The organism is Helicobacter sp. 10-6591 (genome assembly GCF_003288805.1).
GTDB lineage: Bacteria > Campylobacterota > Campylobacteria > Campylobacterales > Helicobacteraceae > Helicobacter_F.
The window spans coordinates 1-25,441 of record NZ_NHYK01000012.1; the positions used below are offsets into that span (position 1 = coordinate 1).

The 25,441-nt window shown below is 39.9% G+C and carries 30 protein-coding genes; 21 read left to right on the forward strand and 9 right to left on the reverse strand.

Annotated features, from left to right (window positions below; genetic code table 11):
* The 6 genes from CCY97_RS04945 to CCY97_RS04970 form a co-directional block, all read right to left on the reverse strand.
* On the reverse strand, window positions 1-188 hold a 188-nt coding region (locus tag CCY97_RS04945; protein ID WP_258457003.1), incomplete at its 3' end, for an alpha-2,3-sialyltransferase.
* Between the two features lie 78 nt (window positions 189-266).
* Entirely contained in the window at window positions 267-1,283 is a 1,017-nt protein-coding gene (locus CCY97_RS04950) for an alpha-2,3-sialyltransferase (RefSeq protein WP_112064380.1), read from the reverse strand.
* 158 nt (window positions 1,284-1,441) lie between these two features.
* Entirely contained in the window at window positions 1,442-2,698 is a 1,257-nt protein-coding gene (locus CCY97_RS04955) for an MFS transporter (RefSeq protein ID WP_112064433.1), read from the reverse strand.
* Window positions 2,699-2,706: 8 nt separating this feature from the next.
* Window positions 2,707-3,732, reverse strand: coding sequence for a ketol-acid reductoisomerase (gene ilvC / locus CCY97_RS04960; RefSeq protein WP_112064381.1), 1,026 nt, complete (start codon window positions 3,730-3,732; stop codon window positions 2,707-2,709).
* A 93-nt stretch (window positions 3,733-3,825) separates the two neighbouring features.
* Window positions 3,826-4,851 carry a glycosyl transferase family 90 gene (locus tag CCY97_RS04965; protein ID WP_112064382.1) on the reverse strand — a complete coding sequence of 342 codons (1,026 nt, stop codon included), beginning with the start codon at window positions 4,849-4,851 and terminating at the stop codon, window positions 3,826-3,828.
* Between the two features lie 4 nt (window positions 4,852-4,855).
* Window positions 4,856-5,734 carry an MqnA/MqnD/SBP family protein gene (locus CCY97_RS04970; protein WP_258457004.1) on the reverse strand — a complete coding sequence of 293 codons (879 nt, stop codon included), beginning with the start codon at window positions 5,732-5,734 and terminating at the stop codon, window positions 4,856-4,858.
* A 207-nt stretch (window positions 5,735-5,941) separates the two neighbouring features.
* On the opposite strand from CCY97_RS04970, the gene rnc reads away from it, so the two are divergent.
* The 19 genes from rnc (at window position 5,942) to CCY97_RS05060 (ending at window position 20,462) form a co-directional block, all read left to right on the forward strand.
* Window positions 5,942-6,670, forward strand: a complete 729-nt coding sequence (gene rnc / locus CCY97_RS04975) for a ribonuclease III (RefSeq protein WP_112064384.1) — start codon at window positions 5,942-5,944, stop codon at window positions 6,668-6,670.
* Window positions 6,670-7,767, forward strand: coding sequence for a chorismate synthase (aroC, locus tag CCY97_RS04980; protein WP_112064385.1), 1,098 nt, complete (start codon window positions 6,670-6,672; stop codon window positions 7,765-7,767). The genes rnc and aroC overlap by 1 nt, the downstream gene beginning before the upstream one ends.
* A 9-nt stretch (window positions 7,768-7,776) precedes the next feature.
* Window positions 7,777-9,207, forward strand: a complete 1,431-nt coding sequence (gene gltX / locus CCY97_RS04985) for a glutamate--tRNA ligase (protein ID WP_112064386.1) — start codon at window positions 7,777-7,779, stop codon at window positions 9,205-9,207.
* The gene (gene rbfA / locus CCY97_RS04990; RefSeq protein WP_112064387.1) at window positions 9,204-9,545 is read left to right on the forward strand and encodes a 30S ribosome-binding factor RbfA; all 342 of its coding nucleotides are present in this window, start codon (window positions 9,204-9,206) and stop codon (window positions 9,543-9,545) included. The genes gltX and rbfA overlap by 4 nt, the downstream gene beginning before the upstream one ends.
* 12 nt (window positions 9,546-9,557) lie before the next feature.
* A complete protein-coding gene (locus CCY97_RS04995) occupies window positions 9,558-10,100 on the forward strand; it encodes a ribosome maturation factor (RefSeq protein WP_258457005.1) in 543 nt (180 codons plus the stop codon).
* A gap of 12 nt (window positions 10,101-10,112) precedes the next feature.
* Window positions 10,113-11,213 carry a bifunctional diaminohydroxyphosphoribosylaminopyrimidine deaminase/5-amino-6-(5-phosphoribosylamino)uracil reductase RibD gene (gene ribD, locus CCY97_RS05000; protein WP_112064388.1) on the forward strand — a complete coding sequence of 367 codons (1,101 nt, stop codon included), beginning with the start codon at window positions 10,113-10,115 and terminating at the stop codon, window positions 11,211-11,213.
* A complete protein-coding gene (locus CCY97_RS05005) occupies window positions 11,195-11,929 on the forward strand; it encodes a methyltransferase (protein ID WP_112064389.1) in 735 nt (244 codons plus the stop codon). Before ribD ends, CCY97_RS05005 begins: the two co-directional genes overlap by 19 nt.
* 30 nt (window positions 11,930-11,959) lie before the next feature.
* Window positions 11,960-13,246: an outer membrane family protein gene (locus tag CCY97_RS05010; protein WP_258457016.1), complete on the forward strand. Its 1,287-nt coding sequence runs from the start codon at window positions 11,960-11,962 to the stop codon at window positions 13,244-13,246.
* Between the two features lie 10 nt (window positions 13,247-13,256).
* Complete coding sequence (folE, locus tag CCY97_RS05015; protein ID WP_112064391.1) at window positions 13,257-13,814, forward strand: GTP cyclohydrolase I FolE; 558 nt, start codon at window positions 13,257-13,259, stop codon at window positions 13,812-13,814.
* 82 nt (window positions 13,815-13,896) lie between these two features.
* Entirely contained in the window at window positions 13,897-14,457 is a 561-nt protein-coding gene (locus tag CCY97_RS05020) for a pyruvate flavodoxin oxidoreductase subunit gamma (RefSeq protein WP_112064392.1), read from the forward strand.
* 27 nt (window positions 14,458-14,484) lie between these two features.
* A complete protein-coding gene (locus CCY97_RS05025) occupies window positions 14,485-14,889 on the forward strand; it encodes a 4Fe-4S dicluster-binding protein (protein WP_112064393.1) in 405 nt (134 codons plus the stop codon).
* 10 nt (window positions 14,890-14,899) lie between these two features.
* Window positions 14,900-16,120 carry a 2-oxoacid:ferredoxin oxidoreductase subunit alpha gene (locus CCY97_RS05030; protein ID WP_112064394.1) on the forward strand — a complete coding sequence of 407 codons (1,221 nt, stop codon included), beginning with the start codon at window positions 14,900-14,902 and terminating at the stop codon, window positions 16,118-16,120.
* Window positions 16,121-16,131: 11 nt separating this feature from the next.
* The gene (locus CCY97_RS05035; protein WP_112064395.1) at window positions 16,132-17,076 is read left to right on the forward strand and encodes a thiamine pyrophosphate-dependent enzyme; all 945 of its coding nucleotides are present in this window, start codon (window positions 16,132-16,134) and stop codon (window positions 17,074-17,076) included.
* Between the two features lie 27 nt (window positions 17,077-17,103).
* Window positions 17,104-17,679 (forward strand): ribonuclease HII, encoded by a 576-nt coding sequence (locus tag CCY97_RS05040; protein ID WP_112064396.1) that lies wholly within the window; start codon window positions 17,104-17,106, stop codon window positions 17,677-17,679.
* A gap of 38 nt (window positions 17,680-17,717) precedes the next feature.
* Window positions 17,718-17,867, forward strand: coding sequence for a hypothetical protein (locus CCY97_RS08260; protein ID WP_181562832.1), 150 nt, complete (start codon window positions 17,718-17,720; stop codon window positions 17,865-17,867).
* 187 nt (window positions 17,868-18,054) lie between these two features.
* Window positions 18,055-18,738 carry an alpha-1,2-fucosyltransferase gene (locus tag CCY97_RS05045; RefSeq protein WP_181562833.1) on the forward strand — a complete coding sequence of 228 codons (684 nt, stop codon included), beginning with the start codon at window positions 18,055-18,057 and terminating at the stop codon, window positions 18,736-18,738.
* A gap of 46 nt (window positions 18,739-18,784) precedes the next feature.
* On the forward strand, window positions 18,785-19,261 hold the full coding sequence (gene coaD / locus CCY97_RS05050) for a pantetheine-phosphate adenylyltransferase (RefSeq protein ID WP_112064435.1): 477 nt from the start codon (window positions 18,785-18,787) through the stop codon (window positions 19,259-19,261).
* Window positions 19,262-19,269: 8 nt separating this feature from the next.
* Window positions 19,270-19,881, forward strand: a complete 612-nt coding sequence (tmk, locus tag CCY97_RS05055; RefSeq protein WP_112064398.1) for a dTMP kinase — start codon at window positions 19,270-19,272, stop codon at window positions 19,879-19,881.
* Entirely contained in the window at window positions 19,878-20,462 is a 585-nt protein-coding gene (locus CCY97_RS05060; RefSeq protein ID WP_146744505.1) for a ComF family protein, read from the forward strand. Before tmk ends, CCY97_RS05060 begins: the two co-directional genes overlap by 4 nt.
* Before the next feature lie 7 nt (window positions 20,463-20,469).
* On the opposite strand, the gene lpxB is transcribed toward CCY97_RS05060, so the two are convergent.
* A complete protein-coding gene (lpxB, locus tag CCY97_RS05065) occupies window positions 20,470-21,645 on the reverse strand; it encodes a lipid-A-disaccharide synthase (protein ID WP_181562835.1) in 1,176 nt (391 codons plus the stop codon).
* On the reverse strand, window positions 21,642-22,136 hold the full coding sequence (locus CCY97_RS05070; protein ID WP_112064401.1) for a hypothetical protein: 495 nt from the start codon (window positions 22,134-22,136) through the stop codon (window positions 21,642-21,644). Before CCY97_RS05070 ends, lpxB begins: the two co-directional genes overlap by 4 nt.
* Window positions 22,137-22,241: 105 nt before the next feature.
* Between CCY97_RS05070 and ispG the strand changes: the two genes are divergently transcribed.
* The gene (gene ispG / locus CCY97_RS05075) at window positions 22,242-23,309 is read left to right on the forward strand and encodes a flavodoxin-dependent (E)-4-hydroxy-3-methylbut-2-enyl-diphosphate synthase (RefSeq protein ID WP_112064402.1); all 1,068 of its coding nucleotides are present in this window, start codon (window positions 22,242-22,244) and stop codon (window positions 23,307-23,309) included.
* Window positions 23,310-23,321: 12 nt separating this feature from the next.
* Window positions 23,322-24,557, forward strand: coding sequence for a glutamate-5-semialdehyde dehydrogenase (locus tag CCY97_RS05080; RefSeq protein ID WP_112064403.1), 1,236 nt, complete (start codon window positions 23,322-23,324; stop codon window positions 24,555-24,557).
* Here the strand turns inward: CCY97_RS05080 and thiD are convergent, their stop codons facing one another.
* Entirely contained in the window at window positions 24,558-25,370 is an 813-nt protein-coding gene (gene thiD, locus CCY97_RS05085) for a bifunctional hydroxymethylpyrimidine kinase/phosphomethylpyrimidine kinase (protein WP_112064404.1), read from the reverse strand.
* Between the last annotated feature and the right edge of the window lie 71 nt (window positions 25,371-25,441).

Genomic DNA, 25,441 nt, shown 5'->3' on the forward strand with positions numbered 1-25,441 from the left:
GCAAAAAATGCCTTGACTTTTTTGCCCAAAAAATATTTGTCTTCAAAATAGAATTGATTACATCGAAAGACATCATAATCCTCAGGCATTCTTGTGTAATCAATATTTCCAAGTGAAGGTCCATTGCCAGCTACTATGAGTTTATCCTTTGTGCGATTGAATGTTTTGAGAATCTCATTTTTTTGCATGGCTTTGTCCTTAGGAATATAAATTAATAATTGCGTGAGATCTAAAAAAGTTTAGAATCTCCCCTATTGGGTTATTTTTTATAACCATATTTTTTCTTGAGGTGGTGGGGGGGGGGTAGATAACTTTCTTTTTATGTAAGTTTTTACGTGTCTTGGTAGTGAGAGTAAGTCACTCATGAGTTTGATATAAAAATTATTTCTAGGATGTAAGGCGATATATCTAGGAATCTCATCAGTTTTTTCCAGATGTTTGAGGGCATTTTGATCTATTTTTTGTAGCAATGTTTTGTAGTAGTGAGGAAAGACTTTGCTAGCAGGTATGCAAATATCCTTGATTGTTTCTGATGGTTTTGTCTTGAGAATGTTTGAATCTAAAGTTGATTGTGTTTGCGGTGCAAGGGATACAATATTGCTTATTGCAGAATTTGGCACGAGAGAATAAAACTTGACACCCAATGAGATAAGTAACTCAAGCAGAGATATATCGCATTCTTTGCTATGCCAGTTTGCTATATCAGAATTGTCAAACTCCGGAATAATTGTGTATAAATTTTTCTTGACAGAATTATCAAACACATAGGTTTTGTTGTCTTCATAAAAGTCAATACCTGCTATATAAATTTCTTTATATCCGAGAATCGCACCAATAGCACAGGCATAAAATCCGCTGGTGATAAATTTGTCGTTATAGATCCATTGCTCCATTACAAAATCTTTTATTATTTTGTGCTGCCTCATAATATCTACACCGCAAATAGCAAGAGGGAATAATTCATGGAAACATTTTCCTAGTAATGGCTCAAGAACAAAAGAAGCATTGCTAGAGATAATATGCTCTATCTGGTAATCACCATTTCTTAGCAAATGTTTGTATGTGTAATATTGGTAGTAAAACATAGCTGCTGTTGCAAAAAATGCCTTGACTTTTTTGCCCAAAAAATATTTGTCTTCAAAATAGAATTGATTACATCGAAAGACATCATAATCCTCAGGCATTCTTGTGTAATCAATATTTCCAAGTGAAGGTCCATTGCCAGCTACTATGAGTTTATCCTTTGTGCGATTGAATGTTTTGAGAATCTCATTTTTTTGCATGGCTTTGTCCTTGAAAGAGAAGCAATAATACGGATTTGGATATTTGGATTTTTGAAGTGTATAAACACTTGCCTGATGGTTTGCTTAAGTAAAGCTTAAAGTCATGTTAATTTGGCGATGGAGTGCTTATCCTTAATATCAAGCACTCTAAGCAAGAATTAGTTTAGCTGTCCTCTTTTTGGCAATAAGCAGCCAACGATAAATACAATACACATCATAACTGCTATATAAATAAAAAAGTGATTTTCATATCCTGCATTTTTAAACTGTAACGCAACATAGGGAGCAGAGCCCCCAAAGATGGCATTTGGTATGGCATATCCAAAGCCTGTGCCAAGAGCTCTTACATGCTCTGGAAAAAGCTTTGCCTTAAAGATTCCAGCTACAGAAGTATAAAAACTCAGAATCACAAAAAGTGCAAGGACAATAAGAAAGATGACATAAGTATTAGGAGCTTGCTTAAGAAGCATAAACAAGGGATAGATTCCCACAAATGCACTGACTGAAAATATAAGCAAGAATCTCTTGTGCCCAACCTTATCTCCCAAATATCCGAAAAGTGGCTGCATAAGCATGAGTACAAACAAAGCCACGAGCATAATGTTGTTAGAAAGTGTTTTGTCAATCCCAGCAGTATTGACCATAAAGGTTTTTATGTATGTTGTGATTGTATAAAACGCTAGTGATCCACCTGCTGTGATACCTACTACAAACAAAAATGATTTCCACGAAGCAAGCAGCGCCTTGAATGTGCCTCTATCTTCGTGTTTATGAAGCTCATGAGCGCTCTCACTCATAATACTTCGTATAAGCAGCGATCCAAGGGCTAAAAATCCTCCAACCACAAACAAAATCCGCCAAGCATATTCATGCATTTCCTCATCGCTAAAGATCAAAAGCATAATGCTAATGCTTGCTACAGCTAGCAGTTGTCCGCCTATGAGTGTCACATACTGGAATGATGAGTAAAATCCTCTTTTGCCTTCTGTTGCGAGTTCGCTGAGATAAGTCGCAGCAATTCCATATTCTCCACCCACACTCAAACCCTGAATCAATCTGGCAACCAGTAGCAATACAATCGCAAGATCGCCAATTGATTCTCGGCTAGGAAGGGCTGCTATCATGAAGGAACCAACCGCCATAAGAATCACTGAAAATACCATAGATGACTTCCTGCCTATCTTGTCTGCCAATGAGCCAAAAACATAGCTGCCAACAGGTCGCATCAAGAAACCTAGTGCAAATATTCCAAATGCGCTGATTTGCTGGATGGTAGGATTTGTAGAATCTGAGAAGTTGTGTGCAAAATACACAGCACTAAAAGCATAGATATAAAAGTCAAACCATTCCACCAAATTCCCGCTGCTTGCAGCAATAATAGAGCGGATTCTGTTTGTGGTGGATAGCTGTTTGATGTCTTGCATTAGTTTTTGCTCTTATCTACGAGCTTATTTGCACCAATCCAAGGCATCATTTCTCGTAGTCTTTGTCCGACTTTTTCTATGGGATGGTTTGCAAGATTTTTACGCTCAGCATTCATTCTGGCATATCCACCCTTGCGCTCCAGAATAAAATCTTTAGCAAATCTTCCACCTTGTATGTCGCTAAGAATCTCTTTCATTGCTTTTTTGGACTGCTCATTTATTACGCGAGGTCCGCTTATCATATCGCCGTATTCTGCAGTGTTAGAAATGGAGTAGCGCATATTGGCTAGTCCGCCTTCATACATAAGATCTACAATCAACTTGAGTTCATGTAAGCATTCAAAATACGCCATTTCTTCGGGATAGCCTGCCTCAACCAATGTTTCAAACCCAGCCTTTACAAGACTGCTTACCCCACCACAAAGCACAGCCTGCTCGCCAAAGAGATCTGTTTCTGTTTCATCTTTGAAGGTTGTTTCTATGATACCGCTTCGTCCCCCACCAATCGCACATGCATAGCTGAGAGCGATAGACTTCGCATCGCCTTTGCTTGTGTCTTGCTCTACTGCGATGAGATCTGGTATGCCTCCACCACGCACAAACTCGCTTCTTACAGTATGGCCTGGGGCTTTAGGAGCGATCATAATCACACCCACGCCTTGTGGAGCTTTTATCTGTCCAAAATGCACATTAAAGCCATGCCCAAAAGCAATAATCTTATCTTCGCTTAAATACGGGGCAATATCAGATTCAAACACATCAGCTTGCAACTCATCAGGTATAAGAATCATCACAATATCTGCAAGTTTTGTAGCCTCACTCACTTCTACGACCTTAAAGCCCTTTACCTCAGCTTTTCCCCAGCTTGAGCCGTTTTTATAAAGCCCTATGATGACATCAACGCCAGAATCTCGCAGATTCTCTGCGTGTGCGTGTCCTTGAGAGCCAAACCCGATGATGGCGACCTTCTTTCGCTTGATCAAAGCCAAATCACAATCTGCATCATAATACACTCTAAGTGCCATACTGTTCTCCTTAAAAAATAAACTCTTTAAAAGAGTTGGATTCAATCTAAAATCTTTTTAAATCTCTATAAAAGTTTCCGTAACATAAATCTCTTATGCAAACATAAATTCCTTCTCTTCTGTGCTTATAGCAATCTGTCTGCTGAGGTAAAAATATTTTCTTAAGACAAGCAGGCAGAGTGCATGCTCGATTGCTGGATTGCAAAATTGTGAGATGAAATTATGCGCATTAGAGATTATCTCTTTTGCTTTGTGTGGGTGGGCTTTGTAGTATGCAATCGTAGTTTCTAAATCGTCATAATTTGGTGCAATCTCTATGTAATGTACCCCTGCTTGTAAGATTCCCTCCATAAACCATGTTTCAAAATTGAGCTTTGGGGTCAGACATACGGAGTTTGAGCTTAAAATCCACTTGAGATTGCTAGCGACATCATTGCCTTCCAAACTCAGCAAAAACTTATAGCCTAAGTGTTCTTGGATGCTTGCTCTGTTTTTACGGAACTGATGCAAGATACTTTTGCTGCCTGTGTGTGCTATATCACAAAACTTTGCGCTAAAAAATCTCTTTAAAAATTCTTGTCTGTTTGCTTGGTAGGCTGCGCCACGCCAAAAGAGAATATCGCGCTTTGCTTCGTAGGGAATCTTGTCGTTGATAAAATGGAAATGCCTGTTTTTATCGAGCTTAAAAAGTATAGAGTTTTGGGATTGTGGGTGTTGTGCTATCGGACGGGATTTTGTAATAGCAGGCAGGCTCAGATAATAATTCACATCACCAAACTCGTGCGCAAGCCAGAGCCTTGAATCAAAATAGCGCGTAAATTCATACATGTCATAGAAGTATGCGCTGAAATATCTTGCTTTGGTGTGCTTGTTAAAAATATGCTTGAGATCTGTTATTTGTGGGAGTTTAGCGTCATGAGATTGTATGCTGGGAGCTAGGCTAAAAGGTGAGGATATTTTGTGGTAATACCTTAGCCTTGCTTTCATAGAATCTAGGATATTTGGAGAAAATCGTGTGAAAATCTGCTGGATTTGGGATTCTAAACTTGCTTGGGTGAGTATATTAGGGATTAGTATCCGTGCGATACCTTTGAGATTGTAGAGAAATTTCGAAACCATAGCTTTATGAGTAGCGCTGCGACATATATTCTTGCGGAAGCAAAAAGTCCTCACAATCAAGCTTTTGCGGATAAAATTTTGCATCAAACCCAAGTGAGAATAGCTTGTTTATGGCCTTTTTTTGTAGCGTACTGAGCATATAAGAGTGCTCGTTTGCATACAGATTAAGATAAGTATCAAGCTTTTGGGAATCTACACGCACAAGATTGCGTTCTAAAAGCATCGCACAAAGCAGAGATTTATTATTGAGTGCCACTTTTACTGCTTTACTGAGAATATCTTCACATGTGCATGCTGTATTTAGAGGTAGTGAGCGCGAGATTACCATACCACCCAGTGGCAAGGGAAGATTTTCTTTGTTCAAATCACTCCAAATATCCCATATTTCAGCCTCGATTACAAGGTGTTTGTCAAACTCTAGAATTGATTCATGGATAAGCACACCTGCATCAACTTCCCCATTTAGTACGCTAGATTCTATATCCAAGAAATTTTTATACACAATACGGGCATCTGGATAGACAAGCCTAAATATAAGAGCATTTGTTGTGTGCTCGCCGCTTAGCGCGACTTTGAAGTTGTTTTTTAGTGTTTTGCCCTGTTTTTTAATGAGCTTTGGTCCATACCCCTCACCAAAGCTCATAGCAGTGCGCAAAAGCGCATAGTTATGTGCCACAAATGGATAGAGCGCAAAGGATATTGCGCTGATATCAAATTCACTACGAAGTGTCGCAAGATTGAGTGTTTGGATATCTTGAGTTTGTGCGTGGAACCTGAGATTTTGCGTATCAACCCAGCCAAACTTGATAGCGTAATACATAAACAAATCATCGGCATCTGGACTATGAGCAAGATTTAAATGGCGGAGTTTGTGGTAGTGCAAATTCATCCTTTAGGTAAGTCAAGAGCTACAATCTTAGCCATTTTGGATTCCAAAATCAATTTTGGAATAGAGTGTTTCTAGGGATTTGCCAACCTGAATGGAATCTGCCAATGTCAAGTTTAAAAGCAAATTTGCTACAATGCTCTGCTGCTCAAACTTTTACGATAATGACCTAAACCAAATCCAAGCAATTACATGGAGTTATAAATGAATCTAGATTCCAGAAATTACCAGAACCTACATGCTTTAGAATCCCATCTGCAATATACGTTCTTAGACAAACACCTTTTGATCCAAGCTCTTACTCATCGTAGTTGTAAGGCTAGATACAATAATGAACGCTTAGAATTTTTAGGCGATGCAGTGTTGGATCTGCTGATTGGAGAGTATTTGTTTAAAAAATTCAAAAATGCCAACGAAGGCGATCTCTCTAAGCTTCGTGCGAGTATTGTTAATGAGCAGGGTTTTATGAAACTAGCTTTAGAGCTTGATTTAGGCAAGTATATTTTTATCTCTCAGAGTGAAGAATATAATGCAGGGCGTACAAAATCCTCCATCCTCTCAAATGCTTTTGAGGCAATCATTGGTGCTATCTATTTGGAATCAGGCATCACAAAGGCTGCAGAAATCACCTACAGAGTTTTAGAATCTTGCTACAAAACAATCGATCTTAGTCTTACAAATGACTACAAAACTTTATTGCAAGAACTTACACAATCGCTATTTAGTGAGATTCCAACATATGAGCTTGTTTCTGAAAGCGGACCTGACCACCAGAAGCTTTTTGAGATTGCTATTGTTATTGACAACAAAGAATATGCCCGCTGCATTGGAAGCTCTAAAAAAAATGCACAGCAAAAATGTGCAAAGATTGCCTATGAAATTCTAGAATCACAAAAAGCAAGACTACATAGATTAAAGTCTAAGGAACAGTAGTGAATAGTTTTGGTATGCGCTTAAGAGTGCAGACTTTTGGCGAATCTCATGGTGTAGGTATCGGCTGTGTGATTGATGGAGTCCCTGCTGGACTTGTGATAGATGAAGAGTTTATCGCGCAAGAGATGCGCTTAAGACAAGGTGGGGGAGTGTATGCTACACCCAGAAGGGAAGCTGATAGTGTTGAGATTCTTAGTGGTGTATTTGAAGGTAAGAGTACAGGTGCTTGCATTGCATTGTTCATAAGAAATACTGCCAATAAAAGCGCGGATTATGAGGAGATTAAAGATATTTTTCGTCCCGGACATGCGGATTTTACATATTTCCAAAAATACGGGATTCGCGATTATCGTGGTGGAGGCAGAAGCTCTGCAAGAGAGAGTGCTGTAAGGGTTGCAAGCGGAGCGATTGCAAAGCTTTTACTAAAAGAGTTTGGGATAAGTGTAGGTGGGGGTATTTTAGGTATAGGCGGGGTGGTTTCCTCGCGCACTGATTTTAGTAATCAAGAGTGCGCTCAGGCTCTAGATTCTCAAATATTTGCCCTTGATACATCACTTGAACAAGCACAGAAAGAAGTAATCAAAGCAGCTCGGGCCAAGGGTGATAGTGTAGGTGGGGTGGCATTACTGAAAGCGTTTGGCGTACCTATTGGGTTAGGCGAGCCACTTTATGGAAAGCTGGATTCCCAAATTGGCGCACTTATGCTAGGGCTTAATGGCGTGAAAGCCGTGGAAATTGGCGAGGGTGTGAGAGCGAGCGGTATGCTAGGAAGCGCACATAATGATTGTATGGATACTCAAGGATTTCTCTCAAATCATAGTGGAGGTATGCTTGGAGGTATCAGCACGGGTGAGGAGATTTGCGTGCGTGTGCATTTTAAACCAACGCCAAGTATTTTTATAGCGCAAGATACGCAAGATATACAGGGCAGGGGAGTAAAAGCTGTGATAAAAGGCAGGCACGATCCATGTATCGCTGTGCGTGGAAGTATAGTAGCACAATCGCAGCTAGCATTGATTCTAGCGGATTTGCTTTTGTGTAATGCGAGCGCTACCTTGAGAAATCTTAAAAATTTGTATGTACCAAAGCGTTTTTAGGAGAGAGATATGGATAATCAAAGCAGTGGCAGACAAAAGGTTGTTACGCGTTTCGCACCTTCGCCGACTGGCTATTTGCATATAGGAGGGTTAAGGACAGCGCTTTTTAATTATCTGTATGCGCGTAAAATGGGCGGGGAGTTTTTGCTACGTATTGAAGATACGGATTTTGCTAGAAATTCTCAAGATGCAGCGCAGGCGATTGTAGAATCTTTTCAATGGGTGGGATTAGAATATGATAGAGAGATTATCTACCAAAGCCAGAGATTTCAGTTGTATGGAACTTATATCAAACAACTTCTTGAGGAAAACAAAGCATATTATTGCTACATGAGCAAAGAGGAGCTAGAGAACGAACGTCTAAAGGCTGAGGCAGATGGATGTAAATGGAAGTATGACAATCGCTACAGAGACTTTAGTGGCACGCCACCGCGTGATAGGCTACCTGTTGTGCGTATCAAAGCCCCATTAGATGGAAACATAGAGTTTATTGATGGCGTGAAGGGAAGGATTAATATACAAGCAAAAGAGCTTGATGATTTTGTGATAGCGCGTAGTGATGGCAGTCCTACATATAATTTTGTAGTGGCAGTTGATGATGCGCTTATGGGGGTTAGTGATGTCATACGTGGCGATGATCACTTGAGTAATACCCCAAAGCAGCTCATTATATACCATGCCTTAGGCTTTGCTATTCCTAGATTCTTCCATGTGCCAATGATTTTAAATCCTCAAGGCAAGAAGCTTAGCAAACGCGATGGAGCAATGGGCGTTATGGACTACAAAGATTTGGGCTATTTGCCTGAAGCTTTGCTGAATTTTTTGGTGCGGCTTGGCTGGAGCTATGGTGATGAGGAAGTGTTTAGCATACAGAAGCTCTTAGAGGTATTCCATCCCAATGATTTGAATACTTCGCCCTCAAGCTACAATCCAGAAAAGCTTCTATGGCTCAATCATCACTATATAAAGCAGGCTGATAATAAAAGATTGCAAACGCTTATAAGCGAGTTTGGCATAAAGCAGCCAGAAGAATCTCCTCAGACCCAAGTGCTTTTTGAGCAAATCAAAGAAAGAAGCAAGACTATCAAGGAATTAGCACAAAACTATCATGATGTGGTGTTAGCACCTGGGGCTTATGACAAGAAACTTTTGGTAAAGCTTGATTGTAATGGTGTAGAGATTTTGCAGAATGTTTGTAATCTCTTAACCAATACACTCCAAGAATCTCATGCAGTGGATTTACAAGAAATCCAGGTGTTTTTGCAGGCTTTTGCGCAATCTTATGGAATCAAACTAGGACAGCTTATGCCGCTTTTACGCTTAGCAATCTTAGGTAAAAGCGGTGGTATAGGTGTGGCTGAAGCGATATACATACTCGGAAAAGATGAATGCATAAAACGCATAGAAACACTATTAGACTACACAAAGGCTTTGCAATGAAAGATATTAAGATTCAAAAAACCCAAGCTTTCTTAGAGGAGATATTAGCCCTAGCTTTAAGTAACCTAAGCAATCCAAAGCTCAATTGCTTGAGTATCACCCATATCGAATGTTCTAGAGGCAAGCAACATGCAAAGGTTTTCATAGAATCCAGCGCTATCCCACAAGAAGAGCGCTCACATATTCTCTCTCAGCTAAAGAAAGCCACCCCGATACTCAAAGAATACACGCTCAGTGCTACTTCGTGGTTTAAATGCCCGGATTTGTCTTTTTGCTTTGATGATGGATTGCGTGCGCAGAGCAATCTTGAAGCCATTTTTAAACAGATTACCAAATAGCTGAGGAAAACTGTGTTAGAGCTTGAAAATAAAGTAAGCACACTTGCTATATCTATGGGATATGTGCTTTATGATATGTTTTGGGCAAAAGAGAATGAGCATGCCATTTTGCGCATTTTTTTGAGCAAAGAGTTGCCATCACAGTCACTAGAGTATTTTGCAGATTTGCAAAATGCAAAATCCATACAATCTCAGCAATTAGATGCTTTGCCTAAAAGGGATTCTATAAGTCTGCAAGATTGTGAATTATTTAGCAAAACATTATCTCCTTTGCTTGATGTGGAGCTTGTATCGCAAGAAAAATATTTTTTGGAAGTGAGTTCTCCGGGATTAGAGCGTGTTCTCAAAAAACCCCAGCATTTTGTCTATAGTATTGGAGAGGAGATAGAGATTACTAGCAGGCAAAATATACATTTACAAGGTCTTTTGCTCGCTAGTAATGTCAATGGCGAGGTTGGTGCATTGCTACTTTGCACAGAATATTTGCAGCAATATAGAATCGAATTTATTCCATTTGAGAATATTAAAAAAGCCAAAACTATTTTTAGATTCTAAAGAGATTTGATCATGTATAGCGTGCTAGATCGCACTATTATGGAGAGATTGATAGATTATGCATGGGAGTATCAAACACTGTGCTTGCCTAATCCTAGCGTGGGTGCAGCAGTGTTCTCTCCCAAATACCAAATACTGAGTTTTGGAATCCACAAAAAAGCAGGTGGTCCGCATGCGGAAGTTTATGCCTTTGCAAATGCTGCAAAGGAGTTTTTTACACTCAAGAAAGAATACAGCTTGCTCCAAGAGCTTGATTCTTTGCTCACGCTGCCTTTAGAATCCCAAAGCTTGGCTTTGCATAAATTTCTCTGTACCCATACAAAGCATTTATTTTCTGATTGTCGGGTTTATGTGAGTTTAGAACCTTGTAATCATTCTGGTAAGACACCACCTTGTGCGAATCTGCTAGAGATTTTGCATCCTGAGTATGTGTTTATCGCCTGTCGCGAGACCAATAAGCAAGCACAAGGTGGTGGAAGTCGTTTGCAGCAAGCAGACATTAAAGTATGCTATGGGCTTTGTGAGGATAGGGCCAAAGCATTGCTTCTGCCTTTTTTATGTTACAAACAAAATGGGGCATTTAGACTGTTTAAACTTGCAATGCGATTGGATGGGGATTATCTCAGTGGGCGTATAACGCATTTTGATACGCAGATTTTCACGCATAACCAACGGAGCGTGAGCGATTGTATTATCGTTTCTGGACGTACTTTTTTGCATGATTTGCCAAAGCTTGATTGTAGGTTTGCTACTTCTCCATTTGATAATTCGCATTTGCCCCAAGTCAAAATATTGACGCGAGAAAATATTGATACAGCACTTAATCCAAATATTACGCCCTCTCGCATAAGAGTGTGCCATGGGATAGAGGAGTTGGCATTAGATTCTGGCTTTAGTATCATTGAAGGTGGATTGCCACTTTTACAGTCTTTATTGCCCCAGATTGACATGCTTTTGTTGCATATCGCGCCAAATTTTCTTCCCGATTCCAAAAAGTTTATCAATAAGAGGTTTGCTGGATTTGATTCTCTTACAGATGGTATGCATGATTTTAGAATCTTGCATACACATAAACACAGTGTGGATATGAGTGTATGGCTAATACGTGCTTAAATCTCTACCAGTTGAGCGATGGCTACTGCTACAACACTGATAGCCTCATCCTAGCTTATTTTGCAAGGGGGTTTCTCAAGCCAAAAACACGGCTTTTGGATATTGGTGCAGGCTGTGGAATCTTGGGGCTTTTGTGCGCAAGAGAACAGACTTTAGAACTTCAGATGTTAGAAATCGATCCTAAGGCAAGTCTGCTTGCGCGCAGAAATGCCGCTAATACAAGCTTTGCTAAAAATGCATTGGTGCATAATATGAGTATTTTTGATTTTAAGAGCAGTGTACTTTTTGATACGATTATCACAAATCCGCCTTTTTACAATCCTCATATTCTCAAAAGTCCAAACGATCGTAAGAATCTCGCTCGTATCCAAGATTCTATGCCGCTTGCTGCGCTTTTAGCATCTGTAAAGCGTTTGCTGAAACCTAGAGGGAATCTCTTGCTGTGCTATGATGCTAGAGAATGCACAGTGTTGTTTTATGAACTACGCAAGGCTGGTTTATATATACAAAATGCTTGTTTTGTGTATCCATTAAGAGACAGAGACGCTTCTCTTGTTTTGATACAAGCAAAGATTGATTACAAGGGGATGCTTAGGATTTTACCCCCGATTTATACGCACAATAGCCCAAACCAACAGGACAATACAGAGCAACTGCGCCAAATTTATGCATGGGCGCATACACACAGCATCAAGGTCCAAAGCATAGATATCTAAATTCTTCTAGGAGGCGTAAACATAAAAAAAATATGTCTTTTACTAGGAAGTGTAGGGTTTCTACAAGGCTTTGAATATGAAGTAAGCAGCAGTTCTGAGAGCTTTTCAAAATGGGGATTTAATAACCAAATGCTTGGTATACAAGAGGGTAGGGCACCAACAGAGAGCTTTGCCACGCTTTATAGCCAGCTTAATATCGCTGCAAATCTTGCGGAAAATCTCAGCATAAAGCTTGGTGGAGCTATTGGTGGGATTGTTTTTGATTCTACTGCTAATGATATGCAGGCAGAAAATCCAGTTATTGGCTCACCGGTTGTTAGTGCATATTTTGGCGTATCTCGGGATGAACAAAAGATACAAAATTACATGATTCATAACGCGTATTTGCAGTATGAAAATGAGCATTTTTATTTCAAAATAGGGCGCTATGAGGCTGGAAATGTAGGACAGTATTTTAGTGGATACAACCAAGGTGCAGAAGCTTATGTCAAATTTAGTATGTTCAAGTTGTGGGGTTTTTGGTCTAATCGCATAGCATTTGCCTACAGGAATTTGTTTAATGATTTTTTTCTTATACATGGTGCAGATTCTAAGAATCTTCAAACATATGCCATAGGAATGGATATGGATTTTGCAAGTTTTCAGCTTACAGTTTTTCATTATTTTGTACCCACTATGTATATAGCTCCTGGCATTGGGCTTACTTATGATACAAAACTTATCCAAGACAATTTGCGTTTGATTACAAAAGCAAATGCAATTTTTCCACGGGTTTTTAGGGAATTTGTCGGGCAGACTTCAAATAATTTGAGTGCTAGGGACTGGGGAGTTATTGAGAAAAATACAGCATCAATTTTCCTAGAGCAGTCTTTTGGGATTTATAATTTTTCTTTTGGTGTTGGGGTTTATAAAAATTTTGGCAATGCAAATGCATTTATAGGAACTTATGGAAATACATTGTGGCTTGACATTTGGACAAATACAGTTTATGAAGGCGGACAAGCACTCAATGATATTGTAAGCCAAAATGCCCTCACAGGCTTTGTTTATCTTGGTGCAACTTATAGGGATTTGACCTGGCAGATTCTAGGCAGAGAGACAGATTCTACACGGAGTGCAGAGCAGAGCTTGGCTTTGAATGTGAGCTATGAATTCAGAAAAGATATAACAATTGGTGGCAAGATAGAAGCCTATATCGACACCACAAAAGCGGAATACAATCCTTTGATAGGTTATTATGGCGATGTATTGAGACTACAAAAGAATCGTGTTGATGATAGAAGTCATATGTCTTTTTATATAGCCCATCATTTTTAAAGGTGCAGCAATGAAAGATTCCCTGAAGTATTTTGAATTTTTTTTCCAGTCTTTGTGTAGGGAGATTGGTGAAGATTCTGGGCGAGAAGGTCTTAAAGAGACGCCAAAACGCGTTATGGAATCTTTTGCAAACTTACTAGGGGGTTATAGGCAAAATCCAAAAGAGCTTTTGGGTGCGACATTTAAAGATGGTGTATGTGATGAAATGGTCATAGCAAAAGGAATTGAGTTTTATTCAATGTGCGAACACCATTTGCTTCCGTTTTTTGGGAGTATTGATATTGGCTATATCCCTGATAAATATATTGCAGGTTTGAGTTCTTTAGTACGCGTAGTGGAAGCTTATGCGCAGAGATTGCAAATCCAGGAGAGTTTGACTGAGCAGATTGCGCAATGTTTATTAGAAGAATTGCACCCAAAAGGGGTGATTGTAGTGTGTCGTGCGCGACATTTATGCATGAGTATGCGTGGTGTGCGTAAGAATCCTGAGATTATTACCTCTGCTTTGAGAGGACTTTTTAAAAGTGATTCAAAAACACGGGCAGAGTTTATGCAGCTAGTCAAGTAAGCACTTATTAACTTAGCTCTATATACTACAGAGTCTCGTTATAATTTTGTGTCTCAACATCTTAAGACACAAGGAGGAGAGAATGCTAGAAATCAGATGGCATTCACGTGCTGGGCAAGGTGCTGTAACTGGTGCCAAAGGTTTAGCTGATGTGATTGCAGGAACAGGTAAGGAAGTTCAGGCGTTTGCGTTTTATGGATCTGCAAAACGTGGTGCTTCAATGACGGCTTATAATAGGATAGATTCAGAGCCAATCTTAAATCACGAGAAGTTTATGAATCCTGACTATGTCCTAGTGATTGACCCTGGCTTAGTGTTTATCACAAATATCTGCTTATATCATAAGCCCTCTACGAAGTACATCATTACCACGCGTCTAAGCAAAGAAGAGCTCATTGACCAAAAACCTGAACTTGCTACAAAGGATATCTACACACTTGATTGCATACAAATCTCACTTGATTCAATTGGTAAATCTGTACCAAATGCGCCTATGCTTGGTGCTTTGATGAAAGTCTCAGGTATGCTTGAGATTGGATATTTTTTAGAATCTTTTTCAAAAGTGCTTGGCAAAAAGCTTCCACAAAAAGTGATTGAAGCCAACAAGATAGCGATACAAAGAGCCTATGATGAGGTTCAATAGAATCAAATAACACAAAAGGAGGCTTACATGGATAAGTTAAAAGATTGGAATGAATTTGAAATTGGTTCTGTGCTTTTCCCTTTTAAAAAGGGTGTGGATGGAGTAATGGAGCTATATAAATGCGAGAGAACGTATAGTGGTGATAGCTCATTTACCGACAGTGTCGCACATTGGCGTGTAGAAAAGCCTGTGCATAATAGTGAAGTTTGTATTAATTGCTTTAATTGCTGGGTTTTCTGCCCTGATTCAGCTATTTTGACAAGTAATGACAAACTTTCTGGAGTGGATTATGTGCATTGTAAGGGTTGTGGTGTTTGTGTAGATGTGTGTCCTACAAACCCTAAGTCTTTGCTTATGTTTAATGACCATAAGGACAATGAAGAAGCCTTGAGAGAATGGCCTGAAAAACAACCCAAAAAGAGGGAAGTATAGGAGGAGAAAAATGGCAAAGACAATGGAAGTAAGAGATGTTGAGGTTTGGGATGGCAATATGGCAGCTTCTCAGGCACTGCGTCAAGCACAAATTGATGTTGTGGCAGCTTATCCTATCACCCCTTCAACGCCTATAGTGCAGAGTTATGGTAGTTTTGTGAGTAATGGCTATGTTGATGGTGAGTTTGTGATGGTGGAATCTGAGCACGCTGCAATGAGTGCGTGCGTAGGCGCAGCTGCAGCAGGTGGAAGAGTAGCTACAGCGACGAGTTCGCAAGGATTTGCTCTTATGGTAGAAGTGCTATACCAAGCTTCAGGTATGCGTTTGCCTATCGTGTTAAACCTTGTCAATCGCTCATTGGCTGCACCTTTAAATGTCAATGGCGATCATTCTGATATGTATCTTAGCCGCGATACAGGCTGGATAAATCTTTGCACCTACAATCCCCAAGAGGCTTATGATTTTAATCTTATGGCTTTTAAGATTGCTGAGGATTTGCGTGTAAGAGTGCCTGTGATTGTGAATCAAGATGGTTTTATTTGCTCTCATACAGCTCAATCTGTGAGACCTTTTAGTGATGAGGTGGCATACAAATTTATTGGAGATTATGTTTCGCATAATCCTATGTTGGATTTTTCAAATCCTATAACCTATGGTGCACAAACAGAGGAAGATTGGCATTTTGAGCACAAAGCACAGCTACATAAAGGTATTATGGATTCGCAGAATGTTATTGCTGAAGTATTTAAAGAGTTTGAGAAACTCAGTGGACGCAAATATAGCCTTGTAGAGACCTATTATCTTGAAGATGCGGAAGTAGCTATTGTCGCACTTGGTACAAGTGTAGAATCTGCTCGTGTTGCAGCAAAAAAAATGCGTGAAGACAAAGGCATAAAAGCGGGTGTAATTTCTATCCGTTCTTTGCGTCCTTTTCCATTCCAGGAAGTAGGGGAAGCGTTAAAGAATCTTAAAGCAGTTGCATGTCTTGATAGAAGCTTGCCTGCTGGTACACTTGGTATGCTTTTTAATGAGTTTTCAGCCGCAGCACTTTCAATTAGAGCCTATCCTCTTATGTCAAATTACATTTATGGGCTTGGTGGACGCGATTTAACTCAAGCTCATTTAGAGAGTATTCTTATAGAGCTTGATGCAGATGCAAAGGCAGGTAAGCTTACTCACCCACTTCAGCAAATGCTAGGATTACGTGGTCCTAAAATGAGCTTTTTTTAAAGGAGAATACAATGGTAAAGGAAGTTAGAAATTTAAAAGAATTCCAAAAATCATCAAAAAAATTTGAGGGAGCACATTTACTTTGTCCGGGCTGTGCACACGGAATGATTGTGCGTGAGGTGCTTAGTGCTGTTGATGGACCTATTATTCTTGGAAACTCAACAGGCTGCCTTGAAGTTTCCAGTGCGGTATATCCACATACAAGCTGGGATGTGCCGTGGATTCACATTGGGTTTGAAAATGGTTCTACTGCGGTTGCTGGAGCAGAATCTATGTATAAAGCCCTTGCACGCAAGGGCAGATATACAGGTGAAAAGCCAAAATTTGTCGCCTTTGGTGGCGATGGGGCGACTTACGATATCGGATTCCAATGGATTAGCGGCTGTTTTGAGAGAGGACACGATATGACTTATATCTGTTTGGATAATGAAGTCTATGCCAATACCGGTGGTCAAAGAAGTGGCTCTACGCCCCTTGGTTCTAGCACTTCTACTACACCTGCAGGGAGTATAAGCTATGGTAAGAAAGAAAAAAAGAAAGATTTACTCCCTATTATGGCAGCACATGGCTCTCCTTATGTCGCACAGGTAGCCCCTAATAAATGGAAAGATATGAATAAAAAAATTAAACGCGCTATTGATACAGAAGGACCGACTTTTATTAATGCTCTTAGTGCTTGCACGACAGAGTGGCGTTTTGAATCTAACAAAACTGTGGAAATAAGTGATTTAGCAGTGGATTCTCTTATTTTTCCTCTCTATGAAATTATCAATGGCACAGAACTGCACATTACTTATCGCCCTAAGAATGTAATACCTGTGCGTGATTATCTAGGGGCACAAGGACGATTTAAGCATCTCTTTAAGCCAGAAAATGAGCACATTATTACGCAATTACAAAAAGATGTCGATGCGTATTGGGAGCATCTCCAAAGACGAGAAGAAAGCAAGTTCTAGCATATAAACTTGCGCTTGTAAAGACAAATGGTATGTGGTATCGATGAAGCTGGTAGAGGGTGTTTATGCGGGAGTTTATTTGTATGCGGGGTTTTAGGCGAGGAAAATATGCTTAGCAGTCTAGGTATCAAAGACAGCAAAAAGCTGAGTACAAAACAACGCTTTGTGTTAGATGCGACTTTGCAAGAACTTACAAAAGAAAAGAGATTATATTTTTACCTTATAGAAAAATCAGCGCAAGATATTGATACATTCGGTATAAGTGTGTGTATGAAAGAGGCTTTAGAATCAATACTTAGGCACTTCTTAGATTTGCGTTTGAACATAGAGCAATTTTTGTTTGATGGTAATACGACTTTTGGAATAGACAAAAAGTATTCCAACCTTCATACTTTAATAAAAGGTGATGAAAAGAATCTCTTGATAGCTGCTGCTTCAATCATCGCTAAAGTCGCCAAAGATTCTCAAATGCTGCAGCTCCATAAAATGTATCCACAATATGATTTTGCTAGCAATAAAGGCTATGGCACGGCCAAACATAAAGAAGCCATTAATGAGTTTGGTATCACTCCTTTCCACAGAAAAAGTTTTCGATTGTCTTAATGACTGCATAAGAGCTTGCTTTCTGAGAGGTTAGGGCGATGAAAAATAAGAATGTTATTGTTCGTCTGGTCGGAGGACTAGGAAACCAAATGTTTATCTATGCCTTTGGGAAGTTTCTACAGCAGCAAGGGTATACGGTGAGATTTGATACAAACGCCTATGATAAGCAAATAGGGGGGGGGGGATAATACAACTTCTGTGTCTCATGTACGAGATTTTGAACTCCGGTATTTCTGTGTTGATACGACACTCTTTTTAGAGAGGTTTGCCTCCAAATTCACTCCATCCAAGTTTTTTCATATTTTGTTTGTGAGACTTTTTATGTGTTGTCCGCGATTTTTTAAGAGAAGATATGTCTTTTTACATAAGTGGATCATGCGTTGGTATTTTATAGAATCTCCTTATGATGATGTTTTTTATCAACGGAGCTTAGCTTTTTTGTGTGATACAAAATTTAGCTTTTATAACAACACATATATTCTTGGATATTTCCAAAACTATCTTTTTGTCAAGTCAGTAAGCACACAGCTCAAAGAAGAATTTAAGCTCAAAAGGCCATTATCACAGCGCAACCAAGAGTTAAAGTATAAAATCCTGGCCACTCCAGATTCTGTGTTTTTGCATGTAAGACGTGGGGATTATTTGCAGCTTCGGAATTACATAGAGCTTGGAAGCACTTACTATAATAACGCTTTGTATCAGATACATGGCATACTCTCCTATCCAACTATTTTTATCTTTAGTAATGACATTGCTTGGTGCAAGCAAATGTTTCTTTCGCATCTTGATTCTGTTTTCTTAGAAAATATGCGTTTTGAATTTATAGAGGGCAATACCGAAGGTCATGCATGCGAGGAGATGGAGCTTATGAGAAGTTGTAAGCATGCTATCATCGCAAATTCTAGTTTTAGTTGGTGGGCAGCGTACTTGATAGAGAATCCAGACAAAATAGTATGCATGCCAAAATATGTGTTACATGATCCTCTGTGTGTACCTGTATTTGCCAAGCACTTGAAATATGAAGGATGTGTGGTTGTAGATCATATATGGAGTTCTTAAGGGCTTTTGTCATAGAATGAGCCTAAAAACATTGCAGGATTTTACTATGCAAAGAGTTGCCATCTATCCGGGGACATTTGATCCTATAACTAATGGACATTTAGACATTATCAGACGTTCAGTTGGTATTTTCGAACTCGTGATTGTGGCTGTGGCACAAAATCATGCAAAAAATCCAATGTTTTCCCTCCAATCTCGCATACAAATGCTAGAAATTGCGACCAAAGATATAGAGCGTGTCAGAATCGAGGGTTTTGATTGTTTGCTCGCAGATTTTGCCAAACAAAAAGCCTCAAATATCCTCATACGAGGACTTAGAGCAGTGAGTGATTTTGAATATGAATTACAAATGGGGTATATAAACACCTCTTTGGATTCTAAGCTTGAGACCATCTATTTTATGCCACTTTTACAACATGCTTTTATCAGCTCTTCTGTCGTGCGATCAATCATAGAGCATAATGGCAGGTTTTCTCATCTTGTGCCAGAAGGTGTGAGCGAATATATCCAATCACTCAAATAAGGTTTTTTATGGAGTTTAAAAAATCTCATAGCGGTTTTTATGTGGCTATAGAAGGCATTGATACTTGTGGCAAAAGCACGCAGATTACTAATCTTATGGCTTATTATCCCCACGCGATCTTTAGCAAAGAGCCCGGTGCAAGCGCATTGGGTGCTAAAATCCGAGGTATTGTACTAAATGATACGATAGATTCTGTCGCGGAGTTTTTTTTGTTTTTAAGTGATAGGGCGCAACATTATGCAGAGGTGCTTAAGCCCCACTTAGATTCCCATAAACTTGTCATTACCGATAGAAGTTTGCTCTCTGGCATGGCATATGCAAAGGATATTGATGAAAAATTATTGCTTGCGTGCAATCAGCTTGCTATGCGCGCTTTGAAGCCACATTTGTGTATCTTGCTTGAGCTCGATAAAAAGAATCTTGAGGCAAGACTAAGTGCGAAAGCAAATGACAACATCGAAAAACGAGGGTTTGGATATATGCTTGAGATTCAGGAGCGACTAGCACGCTATGCTAGCTTGCTTGGTGTAGACATGGTAAGAATCGATGCGAGTTTGCCTATTCCTACTATCACAGAATGTATTACCAGCTCTATTGGTAAGCTTTTTTATAAAGCATGAAATGTTTGTTGTGCGAATCTCTAAGCTTTCATATAATCTGTCAAAAGTGCCTAGATTGCATAGCCATACTGCCTAGTTTGCGTCTTACCCAATCAAACCTTAAAGTCTATAGTTTCTATTCTTACCAAGAGATTGCTTATCTGCTTGATGCAAAATATGATGTTTTGGGCTCTAGAATCTTCCATCGCCTAGCGCAAAAATGTGCGCGGTATTTTTTTGGAAAATTCCAACATTTGCAGATGCCAAAAAATATTTTGGCAATACCCTTAGATGATCATTTGAGGGGTTTTTACTCACATACTGCAGTTATTACGCGTGCATTTGCTAAAGAATCTCAGGGTATTTTAACCCCGCAATACAGCAAACTCTTAGCCACTAATCACGTAAGCTATGCTGGAAAGGACCTGCGCTTCCGACAAGCAAATCCTAGAAATTTTGTCTACAAAGGCAAGGGTGAGCAGGCAGTACTCTTTGATGACATTATCACCACAGGCATAACTCTAAGTAGCGCACATGAGTGCTTGCAAAAGCACGGTGTCAATGTACTGTTTGCCATAACACTCACAAACGCCCGCACTTAAAAAATCTCTAAGAGCGTGCAAGGATTTCTGCGATATTTTGTGAGCTACCGTGTTTGAGATAGCTTATGAGGCGAGCACTTTTTTGCTTGTAAGCTACAAAATCAAAGCGTTTGTAAGCTTGGAGGAGGTTTTCTACACTGAGGTCATCTTGTATAAGTTCTTCATGCAATCTAGATTCTCCCCTGCCCGGAACCTCTAAATTTGATGCTTGATACAAAATATTGGCCAGACCAATCACATTGAGCCGCACAAACGCTCTTGCGATATAGAATTCAAGCTTTCGCATACGATAGACTAAGACAAAGGGCGTTTGTAAGAGTGCAGCTTGCAATGTAGCAGTCCCTGAACAAATAAAGGCAAATCTACAGCTTGTTAATTCATGAGTGGCATCAAAACTTATTTGAAAAGATTCTATATCTGCGCCATAGATAGTTTTTAAGGCATTTTGGTTAAGAGTTCTAAAATGCTCAGGCAGAACGAGGATTTTTTGTATACCTTGGAATTCTTTTGCAAGCATTGCAAAAAGTGGGAACATACGTTTTATCTCTCCTTTGCGACTACCTGGCATAAAGACTATACCACCATTTGCTCTTTGTACTAGGGGCTTTGTAGTAAAAGATTCTGTGTTAGGAGATTGCGCGTTGGTAATGCCTAGCTCGTCTAAAAGTGGATGCCCGACATAGTGTATTTTTTGCTGCTTCATTGCATTTGGATACAAGTTTAGCTCAAAAGGCAAAGTCGCACACAATCGATCGCAGATTCTCTCAAGTAGTTTTGCTCGCCAGCTTTTCCACGCCCAAACTTGCGGCAAGATGTAATAAATAACTTCTGGTTTATGTTTTAGCTGAGCAAGTCCTTTTGCCAAAGGTATATGAAAACTTGAGCTATCAATCAAAAGGGCTTTTTGGCAGGCAGATGCCACTTGTATCATCTCTTGATTTATGCGTTTGTAGAAAAAGACTTTTTTTATCACGTCAATAAATCCCATAGCTGCAAAATCACTGAGATTATATGCTGCCTGTGCATTGATACAATCACAATCTTTAAAGACTTCCCTATCAAAGATCCCGACAATCTCATAAATTGTGTCATTTCTTTGTGCAACCGCATTGAGTTGCAAGGCTAAGGAGCGTAAGTGTATGTTTGCACTTGGTTCGAGTGCGCTGACGAAAAGACGCATTATTTAGCTTTTTTGGTTTTTGGTGCGCTAGTTTCGCGCTTTTCTATTTCAACTTCTTGCTTTAGATCTCTCAGTTCAACCTTAAGGCGCTTGTTTTCTAGCTCAAGCGCTAAAATCCTGGACTTAAGAATCTCTTGGTTATCGACCTGCTTTTTTGAGGGTTTTTTGGTTCTTGGTGAAGAATCTTGTTGGGTGTTTTCTTTGGATTTTGTCGAGAGTGTAGTCTTTGTATCTGCCTTAGGATTTGCATTTGTTAATTGTGCTAGCTTTTGTGTGAGGTCTTGTAAGATTTTTTTGCTTTGTGTGATTTTTTCTCGTAAGACTTTGAGTTCGGTCTTTGCATTTTGTATATCTTGGTTGTATTGGGCGACTTGAGTGCGAAATTCTTTCCTGTGGCGCTCAAAAATCTCTACAATCTCCCATAAACTTCCGCTTGTTAAATCGTATTGCAAAAACTCTTTGAATATATGTGTATCAATCTCTTGTGCTTGCATGGTATCTCCTTGAGGCAAAACAGTATACCAGCAAAAACAATTCCCCACAGCTCTTTTGTGCTACAATCCGCGGACTTAATCACTCTTTAGAGGATCCTCTTAAATATGCAACAAAGATACAAAACCAAACAAATTCATATAGGAAATGTGGCTATTGGCGGTGATGCGCCTATTTCAGTGCAGAGCATGACTTTTAGCAAGACACATGATATTGCGGCGACAAAAGCCCAGATTGATAGATTAGCCTTAGCAGGAGCAGATATTGTCCGTGTCGCAGTAAGTGATGAAAGTGATGCATACTCATTAAAAGAACTCAAAAAAATCTCCCCTCTGCCGCTTGTAGCAGATATTCACTTCCGCTATCGTTTCGCACTCATCGCTGCGGAATCTGTGGATTGTATCCGTATAAACCCCGGAAACATTGGCAGTAAAGATAAAATCAAAGCAGTAGCAGATGCCTGTAATGCGCGTAATATTCCCATTCGTATAGGTGTCAATGGTGGAAGCTTGGAGAAGAAATTCGAGCGTAAATACGGCCCCACGCCTCAAGGTATGGTGGAATCTGCGCTTTATAACATCAAGCTCTTGGAGGATTTTGGTTTCCAGAGAATCAAAGTATCTCTTAAAGCAAGCGATGTTGGGCGCACAATGCAAGCTTACAGAATGCTACGACCAAAGGTTGTGTACCCATTCCATTTAGGTGTCACAGAAGCTGGCACGCTTATGCACTCGAGCATAAAGTCTGCAATGGCTCTTGGTGGATTGCTGATGGAAGGCATTGGAGATACTATGCGCTGTTCTATAACAGGCGAGTTAGAAGAAGAAATTAATCTTGCGCGTATGATTCTCAAATATAGTGGAAGACAGAAGCAAGGCGTTACGCTGATATCATGTCCTACTTGTGGGAGGATAGAAGCTGATTTAGTCAAAGCCGTCAAGGAAGTAGAGAAAAGGATTGCGCATATCAAAACACCATTGCAAGTAAGCGTAATGGGCTGCGTTGTCAATGCATTAGGCGAAGCAAAGCATGCAGATATCGCCATAGCTTTTGGCGATAAGGAAGGGATGATTATCAAAGGCGGCGAGATGATAGGCAAGTACAAAGAAGATGAGATTTTAGAAGTTTTTATCAATGAAGTTGAAGCATTGGCAAAAGAGCGCGCTGATGTATAACTGAGGGTGACAATGCAATTAGAACAGATTTTACAAAAAGCAAAAGAGGCCACCGTGGAGCTTGGGAATCTTACAAGTACACAGCGTAATACTATCTTGCAATCTATGGCACAAAACCTTATCCAAGATTTGCCCGCTATTTTAGAGGCAAATAAAAATGATTTAGCACAAGCACACACTGCATTACAAGAGTCATTGCTAAAGCGTCTGGCATTAGATGAGCGAAAAATCACTAACATGGCGCAATCAATCCAGCAGATTGCAAATCTCAAAGACCCTTTGAATAGAATCTTAGATGGTTGGGAAATGCCAAGTGGTATAAAAATACAGAAAGTAAGTGTGCCACTTGGTGTGGTGGGTGTGATTTATGAGTCTCGTCCAAATGTCACAAGCGATGTAAGTGCTTTGTGTTTCAAAAGTGGCAATGTCTGCGTGCTCAAAGGCGGCACAGAAGCCTTGCATTCTAATAAAGCGATTCTTAGCTGCTTGCACAAAGCTTTGGATTCACATAATTTGCCGCGAGAATGTATCAATATGCTTGAGACCAAAGATGATGTGAAGAAATTCCTCTCTCAAGATAAATTTATTGATTTGCTTATTCCACGTGGGGGAGAGGGGCTTATCAGATTTGTCCAAGAGCACTCTAGGATTCCTATTATCAAGCACGATAAGGGTATCTGTCATTTGTATATCCATAGGGCTTACAATCCAGATTTTGCTATACGCATTGCTCTGGATTCTAAGACTAGCTATCCTGCGGCCTGCAATGCTATTGAGACGCTTTTGCTTGATAGAGAAATAGCTGCAGCTTTCTTGCCAAAGCTTTTTGGGGTATTTGCCAAAGCTAACACTAAGCTTTTAGGCGATGATGAAGTGAGTGCTATTATCCCAACCAAGGGTTTGCCTGAGTTTGACAGCGAATGGGGCGCGAATGTATTGAATCTAAAAATTGTAGATGATATTTTTGAGGCTATGAGACATATCAATACTTTTGGTTCTGGGCATAGCGATTGTATTGTGACAAATGATATAAGCGCGCAAGAATTATTTTTACGCAATGTGCAGAGTGCGTGTGTGTATGCGAATGCCTCCACACGCTTTAGTGATGGTGGGGAGTTTGGCTTTGGCGCAGAGGTTGGTATCTCTACAAGTAAATTACACGCACGCGGGCCTATGGGCTTGGAATCGCTTACGAGTTATAAATACAAAATCACAGCACAAGGTGCTATACGACATACGAATTTGTGATTATTGTTGTTTGGTTGTTTTGTAGAAATGGTTTGTTGGTCCATTGCCCTTGCCAAGCTCAAGAGAATACAAAATCGCATGGAATACATAGTCTTTAGCTGATTTGATGGAATCTAGCAAGCTATTACCCAGTGCGAGATTTGCGGCAATAGCAGAGCTGAGTGTGCAGCCTGTACCATGTGTGTTTTTTGTATGGATTTTTGGCGCATCCAAGATAAAGAATTCTCTCCCATCATAAAACACATCATCGCAGTTTTGGACACTATGCCCGCCTTTTAACAAAACGCTTTTAGCCCCCATACCATGCAAAATCCTTGCAGCTTCTTTCATATCCTCTAAGCTTGTGATACTAAAGCCGCACAGAGCACTTGCCTCAGGAATGTTTGGCGTAAGCACATCAGCAAAGTGCAAAATCTCTTTTCGGAAATATTCCCTGATAGATTCAGGCATAAGAGCAAATCCATTCTTTGCAAACATAACCGGATCAATGACAAGATTTTTTGGCTTATGTAATGTGAGATTGTCCGCTACACATCTGATGATTTCATGCGAGCCAAGCATGCCTACTTTACAAGCATTTGGGGGAATGTCCTCAAAGACAGCTTGGAATTGCTCAGAGATATAAGATGGTGGGATGTTATGGCAAGATATGACGCGCGCGGTATTTTCAGCAACAACACTCAGCACGATACTCATACCAAAAACATTGTGTGCACCAAAAGTCTTTAAATCAGCCTGTCCCCCAGCACCGCCGCTGCAATCACTTCCTGCTATTGTAAGAGCAGCTGGGACTTTTTGTGTTTGTGCTTGCATTTGCATCCTTTATATTGGGGTTCTATGGATTATAGCAAGTTACAAATTATCAAGCCATTTTTTGCCTCTTC